The 25,972-nt window shown below is 71.7% G+C and carries 19 protein-coding genes; 12 read left to right on the plus strand and 7 right to left on the minus strand.

Features of this window, described 5'->3' with window-relative positions; genetic code table 11:
* Window positions 1–280 precede the first annotated feature (280 nt).
* The 8 genes from ACGFW5_RS07500 (at window position 281) to ACGFW5_RS07535 (ending at window position 10,985) form a co-directional block, all read left to right on the plus strand.
* Entirely contained in the window at window positions 281–4,147 is a 3,867-nt protein-coding gene (locus ACGFW5_RS07500; RefSeq protein ID WP_393833230.1) for a nitrate- and nitrite sensing domain-containing protein, read from the plus strand.
* A 9-nt stretch (window positions 4,148–4,156) separates the two neighbouring features.
* On the plus strand, window positions 4,157–4,570 hold the full coding sequence (locus tag ACGFW5_RS07505; protein ID WP_100577622.1) for a roadblock/LC7 domain-containing protein: 414 nt from the start codon (window positions 4,157–4,159) through the stop codon (window positions 4,568–4,570).
* Between the two features lie 184 nt (window positions 4,571–4,754).
* Complete coding sequence (locus ACGFW5_RS07510) at window positions 4,755–5,162, plus strand: DUF742 domain-containing protein (RefSeq protein WP_189968088.1); 408 nt, start codon at window positions 4,755–4,757, stop codon at window positions 5,160–5,162.
* Complete coding sequence (locus ACGFW5_RS07515; RefSeq protein ID WP_100577621.1) at window positions 5,143–5,724, plus strand: ATP/GTP-binding protein; 582 nt, start codon at window positions 5,143–5,145, stop codon at window positions 5,722–5,724. Before ACGFW5_RS07510 ends, ACGFW5_RS07515 begins: the two co-directional genes overlap by 20 nt.
* 356 nt (window positions 5,725–6,080) lie before the next feature.
* Complete coding sequence (locus ACGFW5_RS07520) at window positions 6,081–9,299, plus strand: nitrate- and nitrite sensing domain-containing protein (RefSeq protein WP_393833231.1); 3,219 nt, start codon at window positions 6,081–6,083, stop codon at window positions 9,297–9,299.
* A gap of 10 nt (window positions 9,300–9,309) precedes the next feature.
* Window positions 9,310–9,723 (plus strand): roadblock/LC7 domain-containing protein, encoded by a 414-nt coding sequence (locus ACGFW5_RS07525; RefSeq protein ID WP_053725133.1) that lies wholly within the window; start codon window positions 9,310–9,312, stop codon window positions 9,721–9,723.
* A 112-nt stretch (window positions 9,724–9,835) separates the two neighbouring features.
* On the plus strand, window positions 9,836–10,423 hold the full coding sequence (locus ACGFW5_RS07530; protein WP_393833232.1) for a DUF742 domain-containing protein: 588 nt from the start codon (window positions 9,836–9,838) through the stop codon (window positions 10,421–10,423).
* On the plus strand, window positions 10,404–10,985 hold the full coding sequence (locus tag ACGFW5_RS07535; protein ID WP_100577617.1) for an ATP/GTP-binding protein: 582 nt from the start codon (window positions 10,404–10,406) through the stop codon (window positions 10,983–10,985). Before ACGFW5_RS07530 ends, ACGFW5_RS07535 begins: the two co-directional genes overlap by 20 nt.
* A gap of 168 nt (window positions 10,986–11,153) precedes the next feature.
* On the opposite strand, the gene ACGFW5_RS07540 is transcribed toward ACGFW5_RS07535, so the two are convergent.
* The 3 genes from ACGFW5_RS07540 to ACGFW5_RS07550 form a co-directional block, all read right to left on the minus strand.
* Entirely contained in the window at window positions 11,154–11,366 is a 213-nt protein-coding gene (locus tag ACGFW5_RS07540) for an acyl-CoA carboxylase subunit epsilon (protein ID WP_393833233.1), read from the minus strand.
* A gap of 68 nt (window positions 11,367–11,434) precedes the next feature.
* Window positions 11,435–13,018: an acyl-CoA carboxylase subunit beta gene (locus tag ACGFW5_RS07545; RefSeq protein WP_393833234.1), complete on the minus strand. Its 1,584-nt coding sequence runs from the start codon at window positions 13,016–13,018 to the stop codon at window positions 11,435–11,437.
* Window positions 13,019–13,216: 198 nt separating this feature from the next.
* The gene (locus ACGFW5_RS07550) at window positions 13,217–15,634 is read right to left on the minus strand and encodes a polysaccharide lyase 8 family protein (protein WP_393833235.1); all 2,418 of its coding nucleotides are present in this window, start codon (window positions 15,632–15,634) and stop codon (window positions 13,217–13,219) included.
* Window positions 15,635–15,889: 255 nt separating this feature from the next.
* Between ACGFW5_RS07550 and ACGFW5_RS07555 the strand changes: the two genes are divergently transcribed.
* The gene (locus ACGFW5_RS07555; protein ID WP_393833236.1) at window positions 15,890–16,942 is read left to right on the plus strand and encodes a LacI family DNA-binding transcriptional regulator; all 1,053 of its coding nucleotides are present in this window, start codon (window positions 15,890–15,892) and stop codon (window positions 16,940–16,942) included.
* 584 nt (window positions 16,943–17,526) lie between these two features.
* Here the strand turns inward: ACGFW5_RS07555 and ACGFW5_RS07560 are convergent.
* A complete protein-coding gene (locus ACGFW5_RS07560) occupies window positions 17,527–18,900 on the minus strand; it encodes a M64 family metallopeptidase (RefSeq protein WP_393833398.1) in 1,374 nt (457 codons plus the stop codon).
* 123 nt (window positions 18,901–19,023) lie between these two features.
* On the opposite strand from ACGFW5_RS07560, the gene ACGFW5_RS07565 reads away from it, so the two are divergent.
* From ACGFW5_RS07565 to ACGFW5_RS07575, 3 genes are all read left to right on the plus strand, one after another.
* Window positions 19,024–20,355 carry a helix-turn-helix domain-containing protein gene (locus ACGFW5_RS07565; RefSeq protein ID WP_393833237.1) on the plus strand — a complete coding sequence of 444 codons (1,332 nt, stop codon included), beginning with the start codon at window positions 19,024–19,026 and terminating at the stop codon, window positions 20,353–20,355.
* Window positions 20,356–20,623: 268 nt separating this feature from the next.
* The gene (locus ACGFW5_RS07570) at window positions 20,624–21,247 is read left to right on the plus strand and encodes a YceI family protein (protein ID WP_393833238.1); all 624 of its coding nucleotides are present in this window, start codon (window positions 20,624–20,626) and stop codon (window positions 21,245–21,247) included.
* Between the two features lie 71 nt (window positions 21,248–21,318).
* Window positions 21,319–21,594 carry a DUF2087 domain-containing protein gene (locus tag ACGFW5_RS07575; protein ID WP_393833239.1) on the plus strand — a complete coding sequence of 92 codons (276 nt, stop codon included), beginning with the start codon at window positions 21,319–21,321 and terminating at the stop codon, window positions 21,592–21,594.
* Here the strand turns inward: ACGFW5_RS07575 and ACGFW5_RS07580 are convergent.
* The 3 genes from ACGFW5_RS07580 to cimA all read right to left on the minus strand — a co-directional run bounded on the left by ACGFW5_RS07580 (window position 21,576) and on the right by cimA (window position 25,880).
* Complete coding sequence (locus ACGFW5_RS07580) at window positions 21,576–22,490, minus strand: hypothetical protein (RefSeq protein ID WP_393833240.1); 915 nt, start codon at window positions 22,488–22,490, stop codon at window positions 21,576–21,578. The two genes, ACGFW5_RS07575 and ACGFW5_RS07580, sit on opposite strands and share 19 nt — an antisense overlap.
* A gap of 222 nt (window positions 22,491–22,712) precedes the next feature.
* Complete coding sequence (locus ACGFW5_RS07585; RefSeq protein WP_393833241.1) at window positions 22,713–24,071, minus strand: hypothetical protein; 1,359 nt, start codon at window positions 24,069–24,071, stop codon at window positions 22,713–22,715.
* 165 nt (window positions 24,072–24,236) lie between these two features.
* Entirely contained in the window at window positions 24,237–25,880 is a 1,644-nt protein-coding gene (gene cimA, locus ACGFW5_RS07590; RefSeq protein WP_393833242.1) for a citramalate synthase, read from the minus strand.
* Window positions 25,881–25,972 lie beyond the last annotated feature (92 nt).

The following is a 25,972-nucleotide window of genomic DNA, read 5'->3' on the forward strand; positions in this document are numbered from 1 at the left end:
TCTACGTTTTGTGACCCGATACTCACAATGTGTCACTCAGGTCACGGCCCGGTACGCGGGCCTTGTTGGAGATCCGGCACTGTGCTGGAATTCCACGCACCGCCGCGGGTCACTGACCGGCGCGCAGGGGCGCAACGCAGCGCCGGGTGAGCGGCGGGAGGGGGAGCAGGACAAGCGCCGGTCATTCTGACCACCCAGGGGGCGCGCAGTGCCCCCATGACGCCGACACCGTCCCATCCGCCTGTGCGGGGGGACGCCTGGTCCAGAGGTTGCGACGCTAGTGCAGGGACGTTTCAAGAGGGATGGCAGCGCTGCGGCGGAGCAGGAGCCGCAGGGTGGGACTGGCCCCAAGACAGCCAGTTCCTCGCCCCAGCACGCCCAGAACCCCCGGGGCCCCGAGAACCCATCCTCCCCGCAGGCCGGCGAGGCGAGCGGTCAGACGGCGCGCACCGGCGGGCCCTCGGGCCCGCCCGGCGGCGAACAGCCGAGCGCCGAGCGCAAGCCGACGGGACCCGTCGACACCGGCTCCCGAATAGCCCTGCGCAACTGGCGCATCTCCACGCGTCTGGTCGCCCTGCTCGCCCTCCCCGTGGTCGCCGCGACCACCCTGGGCGGGCTGCGCATCAACCAGTCGATGAACGACATGCAGCAGCTCGACCACATGCAGCTGCTCACCGACATGACCAAGCAGGCGACCGAGCTCGCCGCCGCGCTCCAGACCGAGCGCGACGACTCGGCGGGCCCGCTCTCCACGGACACCTCCGACGCCCGCGTCCAGACCGACCGCTCCGCGACCGACCTGGTCAAGAAGTCGTTCATCAACGCCACGCAGGACGTCAGCGGCACCGAGAACGACGACGCGCTCGAATCGATCCGGCGCAACGTCACCAACATCGCGATCCAGCTCCAGGACCTGGAGAGCATCCGCAAGACCGCGTACAAGGACGGCTCGACGGACTCCCAGACGGTCGAGTCCTACAGCCGGCTCATCCGCGGTCTGCTCAGCCTCTCCCAGGACATGGCGCAGGCCACCTCCAACCCGGAGATGATCAAGCGGACCCGTGCGCTCGCGGCCTTCTCCTCGGCCAAGGAGTACGCCTCGGTCCAGCGCGCGATCATCGCCGCGGCGCTGCCGGCCACCAAGGACAAGTCCGGCAACCTCCTGGAGCCCGACCGCCTCTACGCCAAGGCCGCCCAGGACGGTGAGCGCCAGGCGCTCGCGTCGTTCCAGAACGTGTACGAGGCCAACGGCGGCAACGCCACCGTGCTGATGGCGCCGCTGGACAAGGGCAACGCGGAGATCACCGCCGCCAACGCGTACTCGCAGCACGTCCTGAAGAACGCCGGCGCCATGGGCCAGGAGCAGCGCCGCTCGTACCTCGACTGGTACGACCAGGACTCCAACAAGATCAACCAGATGAAGACCATCGAGCAGACCCTGCTCGGCGAGATGGAGCAGAAGGCGCGCGAGCTGCGCGACACCTCGCAGCGCGACGCGATCCTCAACGGTGTGCTGATCCTCGTCGTGCTCGGCGTCTCGCTGGTCGGCGCGTTCGTCGTGGCCCGGTCCATGATCCGTTCGCTGCGGCGCCTCCAGGACACCGCGACCCGGGTCGCCCAGGACCGCCTGCCCGAGCTCGTCAAGCAGCTCTCGGAGTCGGACCCGCAGGACGTCGACACCTCGGTGGAGTCGGTCGGCGTGCACTCGCGCGACGAGATCGGCAAGGTGGCCGCGGCCTTCGACGACGTGCACCGCGAGGCCGTACGACTCGCCGCCGAGCAGGCGCTGCTGCGAGGCAACGTCAACGCGATGTTCACCAACCTCTCGCGCCGCTCCCAGGGTCTGATCCAGCGTCAGCTCTCGCTCATCTCCGAGCTGGAGTCCCGCGAGGCCGACCCGGACCAGCTGTCCTCGCTGTTCAAGCTGGACCACCTCGCGACCCGTATGCGCCGTAACGGCGAAAACCTCCTCGTCCTCGCCGGTGAGGAGCCCGGCCGGCGCTGGACCCGCCCGGTCCCGCTGGTCGACGTGCTCCGCGCCGCCGCGTCCGAGGTGGAGCAGTACGAGCGCATCGAGCTGGCCGCCGTGCCCGCGACCGAGGTCGCCGGACGTGTGGTCAACGACCTCGTGCACCTGCTCGCCGAGCTCCTGGAGAACGCGACCTCGTTCTCCTCCCCGCAGACCAAGGTCCGCGTCACCGGTCACGCGCTGCCCGACGGCCGCGTCCTGGTCGAGATCCACGACACCGGCATCGGCCTCTCCCCCGAGGACCTTGCCGCGATCAACGAGCGTCTTGCGTCGCCGCCCACCGTGGACGTCTCGGTCTCGCGCCGCATGGGTCTGTTCGTGGTCGGCCGCCTGTCCCTGCGTCACGGCATCCGCATCCAGCTGCGTCCGTCCGACTCCGGCGGCACCACGGCGCTCGTCATGCTGCCGGTCGACGTCGCCCAGGGCGGCAAGAAGGTGCCCGGCAAGCCGGGTGCCGGGCAGCCGCAGGCCCCGGCGGGCCAGGGCGGCCGTCCCGGTCTCGCGGGCGGTCCGCCCTCGCGTGCCGGACTCGCCGCGGGCCCGCTCGGCAGTGACAACGGCGGCTCCGGCGGCCGGCTCGGCGCGGGCGCCCCGCGCGGCCAGGTGGCGGGCGGTCCGGGACCGCGCGCGGCGCTGCCGCCCCGCAACGGCGGCGCTCCTGGGCAGGGCCAGGCCCCGCAGCAGGGCCAGGGCCAGCAGTCGGCCTTCGGCAGCGGCCCCGCCGCTCCCCCGGCCACGCCGCGCCGCGGCGACCGTCCGATCACCCCGCCGCCCGGCGCCCCGCGCGCCGAGCTGCCCGGCGGCAACCCGCTGACCCAGCAGCCGAGCCGGCCGCAGGCCGCGAGCTGGGGCAGTGACCAGCCCTCCGCCCTCGACGCCCCGCGCGGCCACGAGGAGCCCGAGCAGCACACGGGCCAGTACCCGCGTCCCGCGCTCGACGAGCGTCAAGGCCCGGGCGCGACCGCCGAGTTCGCCCGACCGGACTTCGACGGGCCGCCGCCGGGCTCCCAGCAGGACCAGTGCTCGGGCACCGGCCAGTTCGTACGCCCCGACGTGTTCGGCGCGCCCACCGCGCAGGGCCCGTCGGCGACCGGGCAGTTCGAGCGCCCCGGCTCCTACGACGGGTACGGCGACCAGTCGTCGAACACCGGCCAGTACGCACGCCCGGACCAGGACCAGTCGTCGAACACCGGCCAGTACGCGCGGCCCGGCCAGGACCAGTCGAACACCGGTCAGTACGCACGCCCCGACCAGGACCCCTCCGGCACCGGCCAGTACACGCGGCCCGGCCAGGGTGGTGACGCCGGTCAGTACGGGCGTCCCGCGGCCGACGACCGCCAGGGGCCCGCGGCCACCTCCGCGTTCGCCCGGCCGGACTTCAACGCGCCGCGGCCGCCCGCGCCGCAGCCGGTCCAGCCGCAGCAGTACCAGCAGCAGGCGCCCCAGCAGGGCCAGGACTTCGGTCAGGACGGCCAGGGCAGGCGCCGGGACGGCAACGAATTCGGCGGCCCGCGCCAGCCGGCCGGGAGCCTGCCCGCGCAGTCCCAGCCGGAGGCCCTGCCGCCGGCCGGGGCCGGCGACGGACGCACCCCGCTGTACGACACGCTGGAGACCAACTGGTTCCAGCAGCAGTCGGGGCAGCAGGGCGGCCAGCCGCAGCAGCAGACCCCGCAGACGCCCCAGGCGCCGCAGCAGGGCGGTGGAGCCGCGCCGCAGCGGCCGCTGCCCGAGCGCCGCCCGGTCCGCGAGAACGGCGGGGCCAACGGTGCGAACGGCGCCAACGGCTCCAACAACTCCGACGCGGCCGGCTCCAACGGCACCGGCACCTGGCGCAGTTCGCCCAACGACGATCTGGTGCGCCAGGCGGAGCGGGCCCGCAAGCCCGCCGCCGGCGGCGTCACCACGTCCGGTCTTCCCAAGCGGGTCCCGCGCGCCAACCTGGTGCCGGGCACCGCACAGCAACAGAACCACCAGGCAGGACCCCAGGTCTCCCGGGCGCCCGACGACGTGCGCGGCCGGCTGACCAATCTCCGCCGGGGCATCCAGCAGGGCCGGCAGGCCAACAACGGCTCAACCGGCAGCTTCCACGTGGACCCCACTCACCAGCAGGAGCGTTAGTTGAGTCCGATGAGCCAGGCGGCACAGAACCTGAACTGGTTGATCACCAACTTCGTGGACAACACCCCAGGGGTGTCCCACACAGTGGTGGTCTCCGCCGACGGCCTGCTCCTCGCCATGTCCGAAGGTTTCCCGCGCGACCGCGCCGACCAGCTGGCCGCCGTGGCGTCCGGCCTGACCTCGCTGACCGCCGGAGCCTCACGGATCTTCGAGGGTGGCAGTGTCGCCCAGACCGTGGTGGAGATGGAGCGCGGCTTCCTCTTCCTGATGTCCGTGTCCGACGGTTCCTCCCTTGCCGTACTGGCGCACCCGGAGTGCGACATCGGCCTGGTGGGTTACGAGATGGCCCTCCTGGTCGACCGCGCGGGCAGCGTCCTGACTCCGGACCTGCGCGCCGAGCTCCAGGGCAGCCTGCTCCACTGACCGCAAATCCCCCGGCCGAGCCGCTCGCGAGGCCGGGGGTCGGGAGCCGAGGCGCCGCCCCCTCCGGCGCGTACGGCTCCCGCACGACGCAGAACATCCGTCCAGGCCGCACCACTTTTTGCTCCCCCCACCGGCCCTGTCCGACGGCTTGCAGATGCCTTGCTGTCCCCGCCCGGAGGAACCAATGACCCCGCCACCCGCCTCACACGATTCGTACGGCGCGCTGCACGACGCGGCGTACGACAGTGAAGGCGACCAGCCGCTGGTCCGTCCGTACGCCATGACCGGCGGCCGGACCAGGCCGCGCTACCAGCTCGCCATCGAGGCCCTGGTCAGCACCACAGCCGACCCGGCGCACCTCGCCACGCTCCTTCCCGAGCACCAGCGGATCTGCCACCTGTGCCGTGAGGTCAAGTCGGTGGCGGAGGTCTCCGCGCTGCTTCAGATGCCGCTGGGCGTTGCCCGGATCCTCGTGGCCGACCTGGCGGAGGCCGGCATGGTGGCGATCCACCAGCCGGGCAATGGAGAGACCGGCGGCACGCCGGACGTAACGCTGCTCGAAAGGGTGCTCAGTGGACTTCGCAAGCTCTAGCGGCGGTGCCGCCCGTTCCACCACGTCGGCGAAGATCGTGGTGGCGGGCGGCTTCGGCGTGGGCAAGACCACGTTCGTCGGCGCGGTCTCGGAGATCAACCCCCTGCGCACCGAGGCCGTCATGACGTCCGCGAGCGCCGGCATCGACGACCTCACCCACACCGGTGACAAGACGACCACCACGGTCGCCATGGACTTCGGCCGCATCACCCTGGACCAGGACCTGATCCTGTACCTCTTCGGCACACCGGGCCAGGACCGCTTCTGGTTCATGTGGGACGACCTCGTACGCGGCGCCATCGGCGCCGTCGTCCTCGTCGACACCCGCCGCCTCGCCGACTGCTTCCCCGCCGTCGACTACTTCGAAAACTCAGGACTCCCCTTCGTCATCGCCCTCAACGGCTTCGACGGACACCAGCCCTACACCCCCGACGAAGTACGCGAAGCGCTCCAGATCGGCCCCGACACCCCCATCATCGTCACCGACGCCCGCCACCGCGCCGACGCCAAGAGCGCCCTCATCACCCTCGTCGAACACGCCCTCATGGCCCGCCTCAAGTAGGTGGGGGCCTACGGCAGTTGTCGTAGACGAAACGGGGGCGGACTGTGTCCTTTGACACGATCCGCCCCCGTGTTCATAACGTTTCGACAGAGAATTATCGTGTCACCGCAACCCGCCGCGTTCATCCGGTGTCGCTGCGCGCACAAGAGCCCCGTCATTTGGCGGGGCTCGCTCTTTATGCCCGTTTTATCTGAGGCCTTGGCCACTCGGAACCTGAGATTCCAGACGTTTGGATGGCAGCCGTTGCACGTGCTGGAATTCGGCGAACTCCCGAGTAGTACGGCCCCGAGAAGTACGGCTCTGAAACACAAAGCGGCACGCCACCCTGGTGCCGGCTCCGAGAGGTTGTTGGTCGAGTGAAGCGAAGCAGCACGAGCTCCGCGACGCAGCAGGCGCGGGGCAACTTCACCCCGCCGCAGCGTGCGGCGGTGTCACCGGCGCCCCAGACCTCTGCCCAGGATCCCGGCAAGGACAAGGGCACCACCCAGGGCAGCAGCAGCCGCTTCTCGCCGCGCAACTGGCGCGTGGCCACCAGGCTGAACGCGATCCTCCTCATCCCCGTCCTCGTCGGCCTCGTCATGGGCGGCTTCGAGGTGAACGGGTCCATAGCCACCTGGCGCGACGCCCGTAACGCCGAGAAGGTCGCCACCATCGTGCGCGCCGCGTCGGACTACGGCCAGGCCCTGCTCAACGAGCGTGACCTCACCGCTCAGCCGCTGCTCGAAAACAAGCGCGACAGCGACATCGTCAGCAAGGCGTATGCCACGTCGGACGCGGCCCGCGCCAAGTTCGACGAAGCCGTGCAGGGCATGCCGGACACCCCGAGCCTCAAGCGCCGTCTCGCCAAGGTCCGCGAGTCCGAGAAGACCCTCGACGACCTGCGCAAGACCGCCTACGCCAAGGGCGTCGAGGCGAAGAACCCGGTGCTGACCGAAGAGGGTTACACCGCGGTCCCCCACTACCTGAGCACGTTCTCCAACGAGCTCGGTCTGGGCACCGGCAACATCACCAGCTACGGCCGCATGGTGTACGCGGTCGACCTCGCCAAGTCCGCCGGGTCGCTCCAGCGCTCCATCGGCATGCACCTCCTGCTGCGGCCCAGCGACGACCCCAAGGCCTTCCAGCTCCAGGTCAAGGCGTTCAACTCGTACAACTACCTGGAGTTCATCGCGCTCGGCGAGTTCGACGCGGGCGGCACGGACGCCGACAGCCAGCACCTCAAGGAGGTCATGGCGAAGAAGGCCGCGACGGTGGCCAGTGAGTTCCCGGACGCCAAGCAGCAGGCCGACAACGGCCCGCACATCGGTGCCGCGCCCGCCGCCGACGGCTCGATCTACAACGGCATGGCCGCCGCGATCGGTGAGGCGCAGAGCGCGCAGAGCATCAAGCAGCTCAAGTCCCAGGGCATCACGCCCGAGTCGTGGATGGCCGCCGCCACCTCCAAGTTCGACGGCTACAGCGAGGTCGAGGACGACCTGGTCAGCCGTGCCGTGACCGAGGCCGGCCAGATCGCGGACGACGCCAAGACGACCGCCTACGTCAACGGCGCGATCGTCGTGGTCTCGCTGCTCGCCGCCTTCATCCTGGCCGGCATGGTCGCTCGCCAGATGAGCCGGTCGATGCGCAAGCTGCGCTCCGCCGCCTTCGACGTGGCCGAACAGCGCCTGCCCATGCTCGTCGACCAGCTTTCGCGCACCGAACCGGGCCGCGTCGACACCCGGGTCGAGCCGATACCCATCGACTCCACGGACGAGATCGGCGAGGTGGCCCGCGCCTTCGACCAGGTGCACCGGGAGGCCGTCCGGCTCGCCGCCGAGCAGGCCCTGCTCCGGGGCAACGTCAACGCGATCTTCACCAACCTCTCCCGCCGCAACCAGTCCCTGATCGAGGGCCAGCTGACCCTCATCACCGACCTGGAGAACAACGAGGCCGACCCGGACCAGCTGGAGAGCCTGTTCCGGCTCGACCACCTGGCGACCCGCATGCGCCGCAACGGCGAGAACCTGCTGGTCCTCGCGGGCGAGGAGCCGGGCCGCCGCTGGGACCAGCCGGTCCCCCTGGTCGACGTGCTGCGCGCGGCCTCGTCCGAGGTGGAGTCCTACGAGCGCATCGAGCTGTCGGGTGTGCCGGAGGCCGAGATCCACGGCCGGGCCGTGACCGACCTCGTGCACCTGCTGGCCGAGCTCCTGGAGAACGCCACCACGTTCTCCTCCCCGCAGACCAAGGTCCGCGTCACCGCGACCCGTCTCCCCGACGGCCGCGTCATGGTCGAGATCCACGACAAGGGCATCGGCCTGACCGCCGAGGACTTCGCGGACATCAACCACCGTCTGGCCAATCCGCCGGCCGTGGACGTCGACGTCTCGCAGCGCATGGGTCTCTTCGTGGTCGGCCGGCTGGCCGACCGGCACGGCATCCGTGTCCAGCTGCGGCCCTCGGGCGAGCAGGCCGGCACCACCTCGCTCGTCATGCTGCCCGACCCGATCACCCACGGTGGCGGCGGCGAGAGCGCGCCGGTGGGCGACGACTTCACGGTCTCCTCGATCATCCCCGAGCAGCAGCAGCACAAGCAGGCGTACGAGTCCGCCCCCGCGCCGATGCGCACCGCGGCCGAGCTCGGCTTCGACGACTCCCGGTACGACACCGGTGAGCCGTCCGAAACCCATGAACTCGACCCGGTCAACCGCTCGTTGATGCGCGAGGAGCGCCGGGCGGCCCTGGAGGCCCAGGCGCAGGGCGGCGAACGTCCGCTCTACCGGGACGAGGTCGAGTCCGGTCCTGGCCAGGCGTACGACGGCTCGTACGAGAGCCCGCAGCAGTACGCCGCGCAGGACCAGTCCTACGAGGCCCCCTACGAGCCTCAGCAGGGCTCGGGTTACGACGGCTCCTACCAGAACCAGCCGTACGCCCCCGAGCACACCGGTGCCTACGCCCAGGACCCCTACGCGCCCCGGGGCGACTACCGGGAGTCCGGCTATGCGGAAGGCCCCTACCCGGGCTCAACGGCCGACCACGGGGCCTATGAGGCCCCGTACGCCGCCCAGGCGCCGCAAGGCGATTGGCAGCGGGAGAACGCCTACCAGGAGCCGTACACGGCCCCCTTCCAGCCGGAAGCGGAATCCATCGAGGAGAGCCGGGGCGTTTCCGGGGACGCCGCGGACCGCGTAGGCTTCGACCGTCCGGGCCCGACCCCGGCCGCCGCCCACGAGTTGACCGACGCCGGTCTGCCCCGGCGCGGCAGTCAGCAGGGCTGGCCGGCCGAGCCCGAGCAGGAGCAGGCCGAGACGCCGGACGGGCCGACGGACGACTGGCGTTCGACCAACGACGAACGCTGGACGCGGGCCGAGAAGCTGCGTGAGCCCAAGGCCGGCGGGGTCACTCCTTCCGGTCTCCCCCGGCGGGTGCCCAAGGCCAATCTGGTCGAGGGCGCGGCCGAGCAGACCCCGCAGGGCGGCCCCCAGGTCTCCCGCGCTCCGGAGGACGTGCGCGGCAGGTTGAGCAACCTGCGCCGTGGCGTCCAGCAGGGCCGTAACGCGGGGTCGGACACAAGTAACACCTACAACCAGGAGCGTTAGTGTGAGCCCGATGAGCCAGGCGGCGCAGAATCTGAACTGGTTGATCACCAACTTCGTGGACAACACCCCCGGGGTGTCCCACACGGTGGTGGTCTCCGCCGACGGACTCCTGCTGGCGATGTCCGAAGGCTTCCCCCGGGACCGCGCCGATCAGCTGGCGGCCGTGGCCTCCGGTCTGACGTCGCTGACCGCGGGCGCCTCGCGGATCTTCGAAGGCGGCGCGGTCAACCAGACGGTGGTGGAGATGGAGCGCGGCTTCCTCTTCATCATGTCGGTCTCCGACGGTTCCTCCCTCGCCGTCCTCGCCCACCCCGAGGCCGACATCGGCCTGGTGGGATACGAGATGGCGCTGCTCGTGGACCGGGCCGGAAGCGTGCTCACCCCGGACCTCCGGGCGGAGCTTCAGGGAAGCCTTCTTAACTAAGTTACCGATCAGTTCTCAATCAGCAGACAGGCCGTGCGTTTCTCGCCACCGCCCCATAAGGTGCGGTGGCGCGGCCCCAATGGGACGGGCACCGGTAGTCGGAGGAGGAAACGTGACAACACCCCCAGGCGGGCACCCCTACAGCGGTGGACAGCAGTCTCCGGGTGAGCACGGCCAGAACCGCTTCAACTACCCCTCCACGCCCGGCAGACACGGTCAGGGACAGGGCCAGGGCCAGTACCAGCAGCCCTACCGGCAGCCGAACCGTCAGCCCAGCCCGTACGACCAGCCGCCGCAGCCCCGGATCGAAACGGTGCAGCCGAGGCAGACCCCCCAGCCTTCTCCGGCGGGCGGCGCGCACAATCCCCTTGTGCGCCCGTACGCCATGACCGGCGGCCGCACCCGGCCGCGCTACCAGCTCGCCATCGAGGCGCTGGTGCACACCACGGCCGAACCGGCCAGGCTGCAAGGGCAGTTGCCCGAGCACCAGCGGATCTGCCATCTGTGCCGCGAGATCAAGTCGGTCGCCGAGATCTCGGCACTCCTCACCATCCCCCTCGGCGTTGCCCGGATCCTCGTAGCCGACCTGGCGGAGGCCGGACTTGTCGCCATCCACCAGCCCGGCGGCGACGAGTCCGCCGGCGGACAGCCAGACGTGACACTGCTCGAAAGGGTGCTCAGTGGACTTCGCAAGCTCTAGCGGCGGTGCCGCCCGTTCCACCACGTCGGCGAAGATCGTGGTGGCGGGCGGCTTCGGCGTGGGCAAGACCACGTTCGTCGGCGCGGTCTCGGAGATCAACCCCCTGCGCACCGAGGCCGTCATGACGTCCGCGAGCGCCGGCATCGACGACCTCACCCACACCGGTGACAAGACGACCACCACGGTCGCCATGGACTTCGGCCGCATCACCCTGGACCAGGACCTGATCCTGTACCTCTTCGGCACACCGGGCCAGGACCGCTTCTGGTTCATGTGGGACGACCTCGTACGCGGCGCCATCGGCGCCGTCGTCCTCGTCGACACCCGCCGCCTCGCCGACTGCTTCCCCGCCGTCGACTACTTCGAAAACTCAGGACTCCCCTTCGTCATCGCCCTCAACGGCTTCGACGGACACCAGCCCTACACCCCCGACGAAGTACGCGAAGCGCTCCAGATCGGCCCCGACACCCCCATCATCGTCACCGACGCCCGCCACCGCGCCGACGCCAAGAGCGCCCTCATCACCCTCGTCGAACACGCCCTCATGGCCCGGCTTCGGTAAGAGACGCCTCCGCTCATGGCGAAAGGCCCCGCTTCCACCTCGGAAGCGGGGCCTTCTCCGTGCGCGGCACGGCTCTGCCGGGGCGTCCCCGCGGGCCCCCGGGCACGACGAAGAGCCCCCGCCTCGGACGGCGGGGGCTCACTTCGGCGAGGTCCTGGGCGGTGGGGGTCAGCCCTGCCAGGAGTGCGGGGAACGGAAGCCGGGCGTGCGCTCCAGGCGCCGCCAGCCCGCGGTGGACCGGCCGCGCTTGGGGGCGGCGGCGGGCCGGCCGGCAGCGCGCGCGAGGAGGATCGCGGTGATCGCGGCAAGTTCCTCGGGGGCAGCGTCGCCCTTCTCCACGCGGAGCAGGGACTCGGTCGAGTCGGAGTTCGGAGTCTTCACGTGCGTCTCCTCTTACTGAGGTTCCACTTGCTGAGGTCTGCTGAGGTCTGCTGAGGTCTTGGCGGGTCCTACTGGGGCGGGTTGCCGTGCTTGCGGGAGGGCAGGTCGGCGTGCTTGGACTTGAGCATCGCGAGGGAGGCGATGAGTACCGCCCGCGTCTCGGCCGGGTCGATCACGTCGTCGACCAGGCCGCGCTCGGCCGCGTAGTACGGGTGCATCAGCTCGGCCTTGTACTCCTTGACCATGCGCGCCCGCATCGCCTCCGGGTCCTCGGCATCCGCGATCTGACGGCGGAAGATGACGTTGGCCGCGCCCTCCGCGCCCATCACGGCGATCTCGTTGGTCGGCCACGCGTACGTCAGATCCGCGCCGATGGACTGCGAGTCCATGACGATGTACGCACCGCCGTAGGCCTTGCGCAGGATCAGCGAGATCCGCGGCACCGTCGCGTTGCAGTACGCGTACAGCAGCTTCGCGCCGTGGCGGATGATTCCACCGTGCTCCTGCGAGACGCCCGGCAGGAAGCCGGGGACGTCCAAGAGGGTGACGATGGGGATGTTGAACGCATCGCACATCTGGACAAAGCGGGCGGCCTTCTCGGAGGCCTCGATGTCCAGCACGCCCGCCAGGGACTGCGGCTGGTTCGCCACGATGCCGACGACCTGGCCGTCGAGCCGGGCCAGCGCGCAGATGATGTTCCGCGCCCACCGCTCGTGGATCTCCAGGAAGTCGCCGTCGTCGACAAGCTCCTCGATCACCTTGTGCATGTCGTACGGGCGGTTCCCGTCGGCCGGCACCAGGTCCAGGAGCACCTCGCAGCGTCGGTCGGCGGGGTCGTCGCCGGTGTGGACCGGCGGGTTCTCGCGGTTGTTCGACGGCAGCATGGAGATCAGGTACCTGACCTCCGCCAGGCACGTCTCCTCGTCGTCGTAGGCGAAGTGCGCCACACCCGACGTCTCGGCGTGCACATCGGCGCCGCCGAGCCCGTTCTGGGTGATCTCCTCGCCCGTCACCGCCCGCACCACGTCCGGACCGGTGATGAACATCTGCGAGGTCTCGCGGACCATGAAGACGAAGTCGGTCAGGGCCGGGCTGTAGGCCGCACCACCCGCACACGGACCCAGCATCACGCTGATCTGCGGGATCACACCCGACGCCCGCGTGTTGCGCTGGAAGATCCCGCCGTACCCGGCCAGCGCCGAAACACCCTCCTGGATACGGGCGCCCGCGCCGTCGTTCAACGACACCAACGGCGCACCCGCCGCGATCGCCATGTCCATGATCTTGTGGATCTTCGTGGCGTGGGCCTCGCCCAGGGCGCCGCCGAAGATCCGGAAGTCATGGGCGTAGACGAAGACCGTGCGGCCCTCCACCGTGCCCCACCCGGTGATCACACCGTCGGTGTACGGCCGCTTCGCCTCCAGACCGAAGCCCACCGCACGGTGGCGCCGCAACTGCTCCACCTCATGGAACGAGTCGGGGTCGAGCAGCAGGTCGATGCGCTCGCGGGCGGTCAGCTTGCCCTTCGCGTGCTGGGCCTCGGTCGCACGCTCACTCGGCCCGCGACGCGCCTCCTCGCGCAAGGCAAGAAGTTCTGCCACGCGTCCACGCGTATCGCTCGGCTCGCCCTGGGTCTCGTCCACAACGGTCATGTACCGACCCTACGAAAGGGACCAAGGATTTCCTCCGTCGACTCCGAACAGTCTCGGGACCGCTTTCCTAGCGGGGGCTGACAGTAGACCAGCACCGAGCGGCCGACTCGACAGCCCAGGGACCCCGAGTTCTGTAGGGTCCCGACAACGCCCCTCCGGGCGGCCGCCCTGTCCGGCGGGGCGTGCCGCGGTCCCGTGTCAGCCGAGGACGACCTCCGTGCGGACCGTGCCGCAGTGGGTGTCCGGGGTGACGCGCAGATGCAGCGAGCGTCCGGTGGCGAGCACCGTGACCCTGGGGTCGTGCGACGCGACCGAGCGTACCGGCCGGTCCCAGATCAGCTCGACGGGCGCTCCGGTGCGGTCGGGCGCGGCGAGCGAGACGGTCGCCGTGCGGCCTTTGCAGTGCACCAGGACGCTCGCCGGGCCGTCGGCGCTCAGCCCGCCCGCCGTGCCCCGCGTCCAGAAGTTGGCGGCGAGCAGCCCGAGCCGGGTGGCCGAAATGGCCTGTACGGAGGCCGAGTTGGCGAGGAGGCGGACCTTGTCCCGGTCGGCGGCCCGGCCCGCCGTCTCCAGCCGGCGGGCGCCGGGCAGCAGGACGTAGGCGTACGAGGCGTCGTCGGGATCGCTGCCGTGGTCGAACCACAGGGTGAGGTAGCGGCGGGTGACCGGGTCGGTGGAGCCGCCGGTGTTGATGGCCCTCCAGGTGCCGGTGCGCTGCTCACGCAGGCTCTGGAGCGAGGCGCCGCCGGGAAAGACGTATCCGCCGTGGCCCTCGATGTGCGCCCAGTGGGCCCGGGGGAAGGTGTCGTGCCGGCCGAGTGCGGCGGGCAGGCGGCGGCCGTCGACGGTGAGGACGTTGGCGCCGTACGCGCCGAGGTTGCGCTGGTCGACGACGGTCTCGACGGGCACGCCGTCGCTCGCCGCGATCGCGGCGCCCAGGCAGACGATCTCGTCGCCCACGAAGAACCACGACTTGCGGGCGGTGAGCGTGGAGGAGAGCCCTCTGAGGTGCTGGCCGACGGCCGCGGACGTCCCGTCGTCGGCTCCGCCGACCCAGGTGGCCGCGGGCCTTGCCGCGCCCCACGCGCCGCCTTCGCCGTCGGCGAGCGGCTTGCGCGAGACGGTGGTGCCGGGCATGCGGTAGGGGTCGGCGGTGGGCCAGAAGCCGTCGCTGTACTGGTCGCCCGCGAAGCCGTCCCCCCACCAGGCGAGCATGCCGGAGCCGGTGTGCCAGCCGCGCAGGTTCTCGCCGTTGCCGTTCTCGTAGTACGCGATCCGGTTCGAGGACATGCTCAGGGAGGCGGCGAAGCGGGTGCCGCGGTGTACGGCGCGGTCCATGGCGGGGAACAGGCGCGGCCCGGCGGGGGCGGGGGCCGCGGCGGGGGCTGCGTCCACGGCGGCGCGCAGCAGGGCGAGGTTGGCGACGGAGAGCCGCTGATCGGTGAGGACGGGGGTGGTCCGGTCCCGGTCGGTCCAGCCCTTGATGAGGGCGCGCCACCGGTCGCGCTCGGCGGGTGAGGCGCCGAGGGCCAGCATCGCGATGTGGGCCATGATCGTGCGGCCCATGAGCTGGTCGTCGGTGGTCTGGCGGGAGATCGCGCGGCCGTTGACACAGTCCATCATCAGGCCGTCGTGGATGAACGGCACATAGCTGCGTTCGACGGAGTCCAGGATGATCTGCCGGTTCGGGTCGGTGACGGCCCAGCTCGACCCGGCGAGCAGCGCGAAGAGCCGGGACAGACCGTCGATCTGGACCTCGCCGTAGGAACCGGTGTAGGCGATCCAGGTGTGCTGGACGAACGATCCGTCGGCATAGAGTCCGTCGCCACTGGTGACGTACGGGAAGACGGGCGACAGGGCGTCGCGGGCGAGGGCGATCTTCGCGGCGCTCTTGCCGAGCACCCCGCGTGTGGCGAGCACCCGGCACAGGTCGGTGCGGTTGGCGCCGGTGGAGGTGCCGGAGTAGATGGCGACGGTGCTGTCCGGCACGAAGTGGTCGATGGCGGCGGTGTAGTGGCCGATCCGCGTGGCGTCGAGGGTGTCGTACGCGATGACGGCGGTGTCGAGGAGGAGCCGGGAGCTGCCGATCTGCCAGTCCCACCAGTTGCCGAAGGTCTTGGTGCGCTCGTTGTAGATCTCGGTGTAGAGGTGGTCGAGGCCCGTGCCGACGGCGGTGATCAGTGCCGTGTCGCCGGTGGATCCGGTGCCCGGCTGCGCCCAGGCCTGCGCCATGGTGTTGAGCCGGGTGTAGCTCGCGCTCATGTTGGCCGATCCCGTGGCGGGGTTGGTGAGCGGCTGATCGGGCCAGAGGGAACCGGCCGCCGGGGCCATGGTGGCGAGGGCGGTGCGGGCCTGGCCGCCGAGCGCGGCGAGCTTGCTGGCGTAGGGCTCGGCGGTCGCGTCGAAGCCGGTGCCGAGCGTCAGGTCGCGCCACCGCAGGCGCAGGGTGTCGAACTCGGCGGCGTCCGGGGCGAGTTGGGCGCGGGCCGCGTCCGGGGCGAGCGGGGTGGCGGCGGCCGTCCCGGCGGGCGCCGTGAGGCCCAGCGCGACGGCGGCGGCGCCGGTGCCGGACGCGGCGAGGAAGGTGCGGCGTGAACTGCCCAGTGGGGATGGCATGGTGGCGGGACCTCCGGAGCGAGAGCGAACAAGGAGGGGCACGGGGTCGGCGCGGGGCCCTGGACGAGCGAGGCGCGATGGAGCGGTTTCTCTCATGACATCGAAAGAACGCGCAATACTTCGCACATTCATCAGGGAAATTGATCGTTCGCGCAGAATCGTGCACGAACGATCCAGCGAGGGTTACGCTCCTGGTCAGCGATGGACGGCGGTCGGCGACGGTCGGCCGAAGCCGACGGGGAGGGGCACGACCACATGCATGCCGAGGACAGGCACCAGGCGATACTGCGGCGGCTGCGGGAGCGGGGCTCGCTGCGCGTGACCGATTTCGCCGAGGAGTTGAAGGTGTCGGCGGTGACCGTACGCAGGGACGTGGAAGCACTCGCCGAGCGCGGCCTGGTGACCCGGGTGCACGGCGGGGCGCTGCTCCCGGAGGCGGCGCAGGAACCGGCCACGCCCTCCCTCGGGGCGAGCGGCGCGCCCCTGGTCTTCGGCCTCGTCGTCCCGGCGGCCGACTACTACTACCCCGAGGTCATCAAGGGGGCGCGGGAGGCCGCCGCCGCCCGCGGCATCCGCCTCGTGCTCGGCATCTCGCAGTACCGCCCGGACGAAGAGCGGGCACAGGTACGGCAGTTGCTCTCGCACGGCATCGACGGGCTGCTCATCGCCCCGTGCGGGTCGCCCGGCGACCAGGACTGGCTCGCGGCGCTCGGCGTGCCGTTCGCCCTGGTGGAGCGGCGTTTTGGGGACGACGTGCCGGGCGCGGAGCGGGTGGTGACCGACCACGCATACGGTGCGCGGCTCGCGGTGCGCCACCTCGCCGCGTCGGGGCGCGGCCGGATCGGGCTGCTCCTGCGTGCGGACAGTCCGCACAGCACGCTGGTCCAGGAGGGCTACCTCGACGGGCTGGCCTCGCTCGGCCTGCCGGCGCCGGCCTCGCTGCGCTTCGCGATCACGGCACCGGAGACGGACCCGCTGCGACGGGACGCCCAACTCGACGAGTTCACCCGGGCCGTCGGGGACGGGCTGCTCGACGCGGTCCTCGTCCACAACGACCATGACGCGATCGTGCTGCTGCCCCGGTTGCGGGCGCGGGGCCTGTCGGTGCCGGGCGACCTCGCGGTCGTGGCGTACGACGACGAGGTCGCGGCGCTGGCGGACATCCCCCTCACGGCGGTGGCCCCGCCGAAGCGGGCCGTGGGAGTGGCGGCGGTGGACATGCTGGCCCACCGCATCGCCGACCCCGCGCGGCCCCTGCACCACCTGTCGATCCTGCCGGAACTAAAACGCCGCGCGTCCAGCGCATGACCGACCCCAAACCACTCGACACCGGCCGGCATGAACATCCTCAGCGCCCCTGAGCACCGGATGCGGGCCCGCATGGACATCCCCGGCCCGTCCCGCGCAGTTCCCCGCGCCCCTAAGCACCTGACGCGGACCCGCATCGAACATCCCCAGCCCGTCCCGCGCAGTTCCCCGCGCCCCTGAATACCTGGTGCGGGCCCGCACGGGCATCCTCAGCCTCCCACGCGCCCTAAGCACCTGATGGGGGTCCGCATGGGCATCCTCAGCCCCGCCCCCCTGAGTACCTGACGCGGGCCCGCATGGGCATCCTCAGCCCGTCCGGCGATTGAGGACGAGCGCCGTTCAGGCGCGAAACGGGGTCTGGGGCGGAGCCCCGGCAACCCCGCCCCTCGACTGCGAACCGCGCCCGCCTCCCGCGCAGTTCCCCGCGCCCCTGAGCACCTGACGCGGGCCCGCACGGGCATCCTCAGCCTCCCCCGCGCCCCTGAATACGTGACGCGGGCCCGCACGAACATCCCCAGCCCGTCCGGCGATTGAGGACAAGCACCCGGCACGAAAGGGGGGCCGGGGCGGGGCGGGGCCACGGTCTAGCGGTGGGCGTGCCATTCCGCCGCGTCCTGCAGCGTCTTCGCAATCGCGGGGTCACGGACCGCCGGGGTCCGATCGAGCACCCGTACCGTCAGACTGTGGTCGCCCCGCCCGAGCCCGAGCCCCCGCACCGGCACCGCCGTGCGCCCCTCGTACCGCCGCAGCTCGCGCCCGTCCAGGTACCAGCGGACCGTCAACTGCCGCGCCCCGGAAAGCCTCGGGACCGTCACCTTCGCCGTGTCGCCCGGCCGCAGCGTGCGGGCCGTGGAGACACCGGGCGTCGCGATCGACGCGTGCCGGTAGAAGCCCGCGATCATCGCCTCCACCCCCGGCAGATTGAACGGCTTGCCCAGGACGCGCATGATCGAGCCGTCCGTGGGGCGGTTGAGGCCGGTGACGTAGTAGCCGCCGCCCTCGTACGCGCCCACCGTCCCCCCGTCCGGCGACGTCTCACCCAGCCAGCGGTACCACTTGGTGCGGTCGGCGGCCATCTGGTCGGCGGACAGGATCGAGATGTCGGACTGCTCCGCCTCGGGGCCGTCGTAGTGCTCGTACCCCGGGGTGTCGGGATAGAAGTACTCGTCGGCCAGCTTGCCGAGGGAGTGGCCGGTCTCGTGGATGGCGACCTGGCCGGACTTGGCGTTCCCGGCCGACGCGGTGGATATGCCCTCGTAACCGAGCGTCTTGGACGGCTCGTTGTACCCGGCCCCGCCGTACTTCGCGCTGTTGGCGAGCACCACGACCAGATCGGCCTGGGGCGCCTTCGCCACGTACGCGTCGACCTTGTCCTGGTCGATGCAGAGCAGCCGCTCGACGCCGTCGCACCAGAAGTACGAGCCGAGCGCGGTGTTCTTGACGTCGCCCTGCGCCGGGTCGCCGGAAACACCGCTCTGGGCGGAGACCGCGTCCACCGTCCACACGTTGAAGAGGTTCTGGTACGTCGTGTACGGCTCGACGCCGGTGATCTCGCCCCACTTCTCCTTGGCGTCGGCGTGGAACTGGTCGAGCTGGTCGGCCGTGTAGCCGTCGCCGACGATCACGATGTCCAGGCGGTCGGCGGTCGAGCCGTTGTCGACCACCTTGGTGACCTGGCCGTCCCCGGCGGCCGTCTTCGCGGGCGCCGAGAGGCGAGACGCGGGCCTGCCAAGGCCGTTCTTCGGCACCAGGGTGTGCCCGGAGCCCGCCAGGGTCTGGCCCGACGCGGCCTCCGGCCCGGGTATCTCCACCTGCACCTTCGGCTGGGGCGGTGGTGAGCCGGCGGCGGCCGCGGTGCCGGGCCCGGCCGCGAGCGCGGCCAGTACGGTGGCGCCGGCGAGCGTGGCCGTCGCGATGCCCGAGCGCGCGGTGAAGCTCCTGCGCGGGGACGGGCGCATGGGTGGGCGCATGAAGTCGCCTCTCTGTAACGGAAGTTAAACAGCCGGGTAAATGCGTTGAACGGCCTGCTTAAATTAGGGGGCGCACGGGGCGTGCGCAATGCCTGGGGCCAAGGGGATGCCATGGACGCACCAGATGTGATCGGCCGCAGAGTTCAGCAACTGCGCACCCAACTGGGCCTGACGCAACGCCAGTTGGCGGAGCCCGCCTATACGCCGGCGTATGTCTCCACCCTGGAGTCGGGCAAGGTCCGCCCCTCCGACGCGGCCCTGCGTCATCTCGCGGGACGGCTCGGGACGACGTACGAGGAGCTGACCACGGGGCGCCCCGCCCGGCTCGTCACCGAACTGCGGCTCGGGCTCACCGACGCCCAGCGGGCCTTGGCGACCGGGGAGGCCGACGAGGCGGCCGTCCTCTACCGCCGCCTGCTCACCGAGGCCGAGTTGCACGGCCTCGACGAGGAGCGCGCCGAAGCGCTGCTCGGACTCGGCGACTGCGCCCTGGAGACCGGTGAACTGACCGACGCGGTACGCCATTTCGAGGCGAGCGAGCAGATCCTGGCCGCCGAGCCGCTGCCGCGCCGGGCCCGGGCCGTACGGGGCCGGGCGGTCGCCCACATCCTCGCGGGCGAACTGCGCTACGCCTGCTACCTCCTGGAGTCGGCCATCGACGAGCTCGGCACCAGCGGGCTCGCCGACCCCGAAGCGCTCGTGCTGCTGTACGCCGCCGTCATCGGGCCGTATCTGGACATGGGCGCCCAGGCCAGGGCCGCGCGCGCGGCCGAGCTGGCGCTCGCGCTGGCCCCGCAGGTCAACGACCCGGCACTGGTCGCCGGGATGCACCGGCAGGTCGCGCGGACCTTCCTGGCCGAGGGGCGCCTGGCCGACGCCGACGCCTCGCTCGCCAAGGCCCAGTCGATCTACCGCCAGCTGCATCTGCGCACCGATCTCGCGCACTGCCACTGGATGCGCGGGTACGTCTACGCCCAGGAGGGCCAACTCGGCCTGGCGGAGGCAGAGTTGCGCACTGCGCGGGACATGCTGGCCGCCAAGCGGGCCGCCCTGTTCACCGCCCAGGTCGAGGTGGAGCTCGCCGATGTGCTGCGGCGGCTCGGCCGGCACGCCGAGGCGATGGCCCTGCTCGGCCCGCTCACCGAGCTCGGCGACCAGCACGGCGCGGTGCACGCGGGCGGTGCGCACCGGCTGCTCGGCCTGATCCGCGAGGAGCGGGGTGAGCCCGATGCGGCGGAGGAGCACTACGTGACCGCGCTGGGGCTGCTCGAAAGGAGCGGGGCGAGCGGCGACCTGGCGGACCTGTGCCGACTGCTCGGCGACCTGCTGCGCCGCGCCGGGCGCGTCGAGGCGGCCATGGACGCCTACCGCACCGGCCTTGGCCACCGCGCGGCCCCGGGCACCACCACCCTGGGCCCCGCCCCCCTGCCGCCCGGCATCTGAGCGGCGGCCCGCACGACGCGACCCCGCACACCGCACGACGCGACCCCGCACACCGCACACCGCACACCGCACACCGCACACCGCAACCCTGCACGCCGCAACCCCGGACACCGCAACCCCGGACACCGCGACCCCGGACCCCGCGACCGCCTTCGAACCGCACGCCTGCGAAGTAGTTGAAATCCGAACGGAATGGCTCTACCGTGAATCTCGTTGAAACTTAAACCGCTACGGCGCAAGGCCGCAGCGCGTATCGAAGGAGTACGCCATGGGTCTCTTCGGCCGTAAGAACAGCAGCAGCACCGCCACCCTCGACTCCGCGGCACCCGCCGCCACCGCGGTGGACCCCGCGCTGGCCGCGCTCACCGGCACGTACACCGTCGACGCGGCGCACAGCAGCATCGGCTTCACCGTGCGGCACGCCATGGTCACCAATGTCCGTGGCTCGTTCACCGAGCACGAGGGCACCCTGATCCTGGACGGCGCGGACCCGAGCGCGTCCACCGCCTCCATCGACGTCACGATCGCCAGCGTCGACACCGGCATGGCCGACCGTGACGCCCATCTGCGCAGCGGCGACTTCTTCGACGCCGAACGGTTCCCGCTGATGAGCTTCCGCTCGTCCGAGGCCAAGGCGCTCGGCGGCGACACGTACCGGCTGGTCGGCGATCTGACGATCAAGGACGTCACGCGGCCGCTCGCCATCGACCTGGAGTTCAACGGCTCGGCCACCGACCCCTACGGCAACCAGCGCGTCGGCTTCGAGGGCAGCGCCGAGATCCTGCGCTCCGACTGGGGTCTGACCTGGAACGCGGCCCTGGAGACCGGCGGTGTCATGGTCAGCGACAAGGTGAAGCTCACCTTCGACATCTCCGCGATCAAGTCCGCCTGACGCCGGCCACGGGCCCCGGCCCGGCGCAAAACGCGTTGCTCCCGGACGCACGATGGGCGAAGCTGCCCCGCATGTCCGACAACGCCGCCACCGGCTCCGCCGCAGTCACCGCCCTGTTCTCCCACGGGCGGTTGACGGCGATCCCCCGTAGGACCGCCCGGCGCGAGCAGGTGCTCACCCACCTCGCGCAGACGCTTTTCGAGCGGGAGCGGGACTACACCGAGCGCCAGGTCAACGAGGCGCTGCTGACCGTGCACGACGACTTCCCGGCGCTGCGCCGCTACCTGGTGACCGGCGGGCACCTCACCCGTACCCGGGACGGCTCCGCCTACCGGCGCGCGAGGTAGCCGGCGAAGACGGCGAGCGCCGCGGGGGCCGTGAGAACGACCAGCGCGGCCGCCGCCTTCTCCCTGGTCGTGTACGGCGGGACGGGCGGCAGTGCGGGGAATGTGGCGTACGAGGAAGGCGGCGGCTCGGCCGACACGTGGGGGCGGGCCCCGGCCCGTCGGCGGGCGCCGCGCAGCACCCCGTGGAGCAGCGGAAAAAGCATCGGCCCGAGCAGCGCGGCCAGGCCCGCCCACGCCGGGAGGCCCAGGGCGACCACCGCGAGCAGCAGGACGACGAACCACGCCCAGCATCCCAGGGAGCCCGCAAGCGGCGCCCGCACCAGCAGGCGCAGCGGGGCCCGGCCGCGGCGGGCGAGCGCGGTCAGGGTCTCGGCGAGGACGGCGGTACGGTCGTCGGCGGGCCGCGACCGCGCCTGGTCCCATGCCTGCTGGGCGGCGCCGGCCGGATGCCCGATGACGGCCAGCACGAGACGCGCGTCGTGCCGCTGCACCCGGCCCCCGGAGGGCTGCTTCACGGGCCCCGGTACGTCGGCCGCGGGCACGGCCTGCGCCGAATCGGGGGCCAACTGCCGCAGCCGGGCGGCGAGTTCGTGGGCGCGGCGATTGCGCGCGGGGTCGTCGTCGGTCAGGCACAGATCCGTGTACGCGGCGAGCAGACCGAGGTCGTCGGGGAAGGCGTCGAGCCCTTCACGGAACACCGCTTCGGCGCGGTCGGCCTGGTCGTCGGCGCCCTCGGCCGCGTACGCACGGCCCAGCAGGGCGTAGAGCCGGGGGTCGGGGCCTTCTGTGTAGAGCGCCGCCCGCGCTGCCTTGCGGGCCGCGCTGGTGCGGCCCTCCCGCAGCAGCGCCTCCGCATCGGCGCAGGCCGCGATGGTGTCTTCGTGCCCGGCGTGCAATGTGTCCCCAACCCTGGATGTGCGGTTCGCAACTATCACTCGCAGGAACGCGGCGGGTCAACAGGAGCCCGACCGGTCGGCCGCGGGCACGGGCGCGAGGTCAGGCCGCGGGACGTCACCAGCGGCCCGCGCCGGGGGTCACGAGCCCCGGCCGCCGAACCCCCCGCCGGGGGTCACCAGCCCCGGCCCGCCGAACCCCGCACCGACGCCTCCGCGCCGGCGTCACCAGTCGCCGCCGCCGAACCCTCCGCCGTCACTACCGCCACCGCCGTCACCCCAGTCGCCGCCGCCGAAGTCGGACGGGTTGAAGTCGGAGCCCGACACGTCGCCGCCGTCGAAGCCGGAGCCCGCGTCGTAGGATCCCGCGCCGTAGTCGGACGCGTAGGCAGGTGTCGACAGCATCGAACCGAGCATCGTGCCCATCAGGAGGCCGGGCAGCATGCCGCCGCCGAAGTAGCCGCCCGCCCAGGGGCCGTAGGCCGGGCCCGCGTCGTAGTACGGGCGGCGGCCCTGGTCGGTGTCGACCTCGCGGACCATCGGGTCCTGGCCGTCACGCAGCCGGGTCGCGTCCGCCAGGCACACCGGCACCTGGCGCGGGGCGCCGCCGGCCGGGGTCCAGGTGGCGTCCTCGACGGAGGGGCCGTGGCGCGGGTCGAAGAAGCAGGGGGCGCGGCGCTCGGGCAGCGGCCGGTGTTCGCGGCGGGCGGCGAGGGTGGCGAGCGAGAACCTGCCGTCCTCCAGGGCCTGGGTCACTCCCGTGACATCGGCGGGCCGTTCGGCCTTCGCCATCAGCGACTTGGAGGTCTCGTACGAGTCGAGGGCGCGCTCGTAGTCCGCACGCATCGCGTCGTCGGCGCCCGCCTCGGCAGGGTGGAAGTCGAGCCGGTCAAGTTCCTCGCCGAACGCGGTGATGTCCTCGTCGACGACGACCTGGAGGCGCTGGAGCGCGGCCCGCTCCTCCTCGGCCTTCTTCTTGCGGTTGCGCCGCACCAGCGCGTACGCGCCCGCGCCGCCCGCCACGACCACCGCGCCCACGCCGACGAGCGCGCCGGTGTTCACGCCGCCCCCGGAGTTCGAGCCGCCGCCCCAGGAGGCGGGCGCGTGGCCCTTCATCTGCGGGAGCGCCTTGTCGACGAACGTGTTGAGCTGGGTCGCCGCGTCGCCGCCGGTGCCGGGTGCGCGGACCGCGCTGTTCAGGTTCTTGACGGCCTGCGGGGACATGACCTTGCGGTCGGCGCCCGAGGTGAAGGCGTCGCCGAGCCGGATCGCGTACAGGCCGGTGACGCCGGTGTCCGTGCGCAGGTACCCCAGGATCGAGTCCTTGGGGAACGCGGCGCTGTTGGGCAGCACGGCCACGAACAGCGGCTTGTCCGCGTCCTTGATCTTCTTGGCCAGGGCGTCGGCCTGGGCCGGACTGAGCTGGCCCGCGGCTCCGGGATCCACGTAGACCGGGCTCTTCTTGAGCTGGTCGGCCACGTCGGACGCACCCGAGGCGGCCCCGGTCGCGGCCACGGCGGGGGCCGCCGTGACCAGTGCGGCGAGCGCTACGGCGGGAAGTGCGGAGAAAACCCTGAGCCTCATGGTGCCGACGCTACCCGAGGCCGCGCGGAAACGGACATACGGGGTGGAGCGGAGCGGCCGGAGCGCGGGGCACTCCACCACGCCGGGCCGCCCCGCACGGCTCCTGCCCCGGGGCCCGTACCGCTGCCGCCGCCGGAGGCCCGTACCGCTCCCGCCCCGGGGCCGTCAGCGACGCGGCTGGGTTCCCGCCCGGAGCAGACCGTAGGTGTACGCGTCCTGGAGCGCTTCCCAGGACGCGGCGATGACATTGGGGCCCGCGCCCACCGTCGTCCACTCGGCCGCGCCGTCCGTCGTGGTGATCAGGACGCGGGTGGTGGAGGCGGTGCCGTGGTTGCCCTCCAGGGTGCGCACCTTGTAGTCGACCAGCTCGAACTTGGCGACCTGCGGGTAGAACCGCTCCAGGCCCTGGAGCAGCGCGGAGTCGATGGCGTTGACCGGGCCGTTGCCCTCGGCGGAGACGATCAGACGCTCCTGGCCGACCCAGAACTTCACGGTGGCACCGTTGGCGTGGGTGCCGTCCTTACGGGTCTCGACGATCGCCTGGTACGACTCGATGCGGAAGTAGTCGCGCGGGCCGCCCTCGACCTCGTCGCGGAGCAACAGCTCGAAGGAGGCGTCGGCCGCCTCGTAGGTGTAGCCCTCCAGCTCGCGTGCCTTGACCCGCTCCACGACCCGGGCGACCACCTCGCGGTCGTCCCCGAGGTCGACGCCGAGCTCCTTGCCCTTGAGCTCGATGGAGGCGCGGCCCGCCATGTCGGAGACCAGCATCCGGATGTGGTTGCCCACGAGACCCGGGTCGATGTGCTGGTAGAGGTCGGGGTCGACCTTGATCGCGGAGGCGTGCAGGCCCGCCTTGTGGGCGAAGGCGGAGACACCGACGTACGGCTGGTGCGTGGAGGGGGCGAGGTTGACCACCTCGGCGATGGCGTGCGAGATACGGGTCATCTCGGCCAGCGCGCCCTGGGGCAGCACCCGCTTGCCGTACTTGAGCTCAAGGGCGGCGACGACGGGGAACAGGTTGGCGTTGCCGACGCGCTCGCCGTAGCCGTTGGCGGTGCACTGCACGTGGGTGGCGCCCGCGTCGACGGCGGCCAGGGTGTTGGCGACGGCGCAGCCGGTGTCGTCCTGGGCGTGGATGCCGAGCCGGGCGCCGGTGTCGGCGAGCACGGTGGCGACGACGGCGTGGATCTGTGCGGGCAGCATGCCGCCGTTGGTGTCGCACAGGATGACGACGTCGGCGCCGGCCTCGCTCGCGGCGCGCACGACGGCCTTGGCGTACTCGGGGTTCGCCTTGTACCCGTCGAAGAAGTGCTCGCAGTCGACGAAGACCCGGCGGCCCTGCTCGCGCAGGTGGGAGACGGTGTCGCGGACCATCTCCAGGTTCTCGTCCAGGGTGGTGCGCAGGGCCAGCTCGACGTGCCGGTCGTGCGACTTGGCGACCAGCGTGACCACCGGGGCGCCCGACTCCACCAGGGCCCGCACCTGCGGGTCCTCGGCGGCCCTGCCGCCCGCGCGGCGCGTCGCGCCGAAGGCCACGAGCTGGGCGTTCTTGAAGCTGATCTCCTGCCGCGCGCGGGCGAAGAACTCGGTGTCACGGGGGTTGGCGCCGGGCCAGCCGCCCTCGATGAAGCCCACGCCGAACTCGTCCAGGTGCCGGGCGATCGTCAGCTTGTCCGCGACGGTGAGGTTGATGCCCTCGCGCTGTGCGCCGTCGCGCAGCGTCGTGTCGAAGACATGGAAGCTGTCGTCGACCCGAGGGCCCGCGAGAAGACTCTCGTCGGCGGCTTCGTTCGCCTCGTTGGTCGTCATCCTGATCTGACTCCTGTCGGGTGGGTGGCTCCAACTCCTGGCTCCACTTGCCCCCGTCGCCGCGCTCCTCGTCCCGGCCGTGGTGGGGCCGG

Source organism: Streptomyces sp. NPDC048416, assembly GCF_043200435.1.
In the GTDB taxonomy this organism is placed as follows: domain Bacteria; phylum Actinomycetota; class Actinomycetes; order Streptomycetales; family Streptomycetaceae; genus Streptomyces.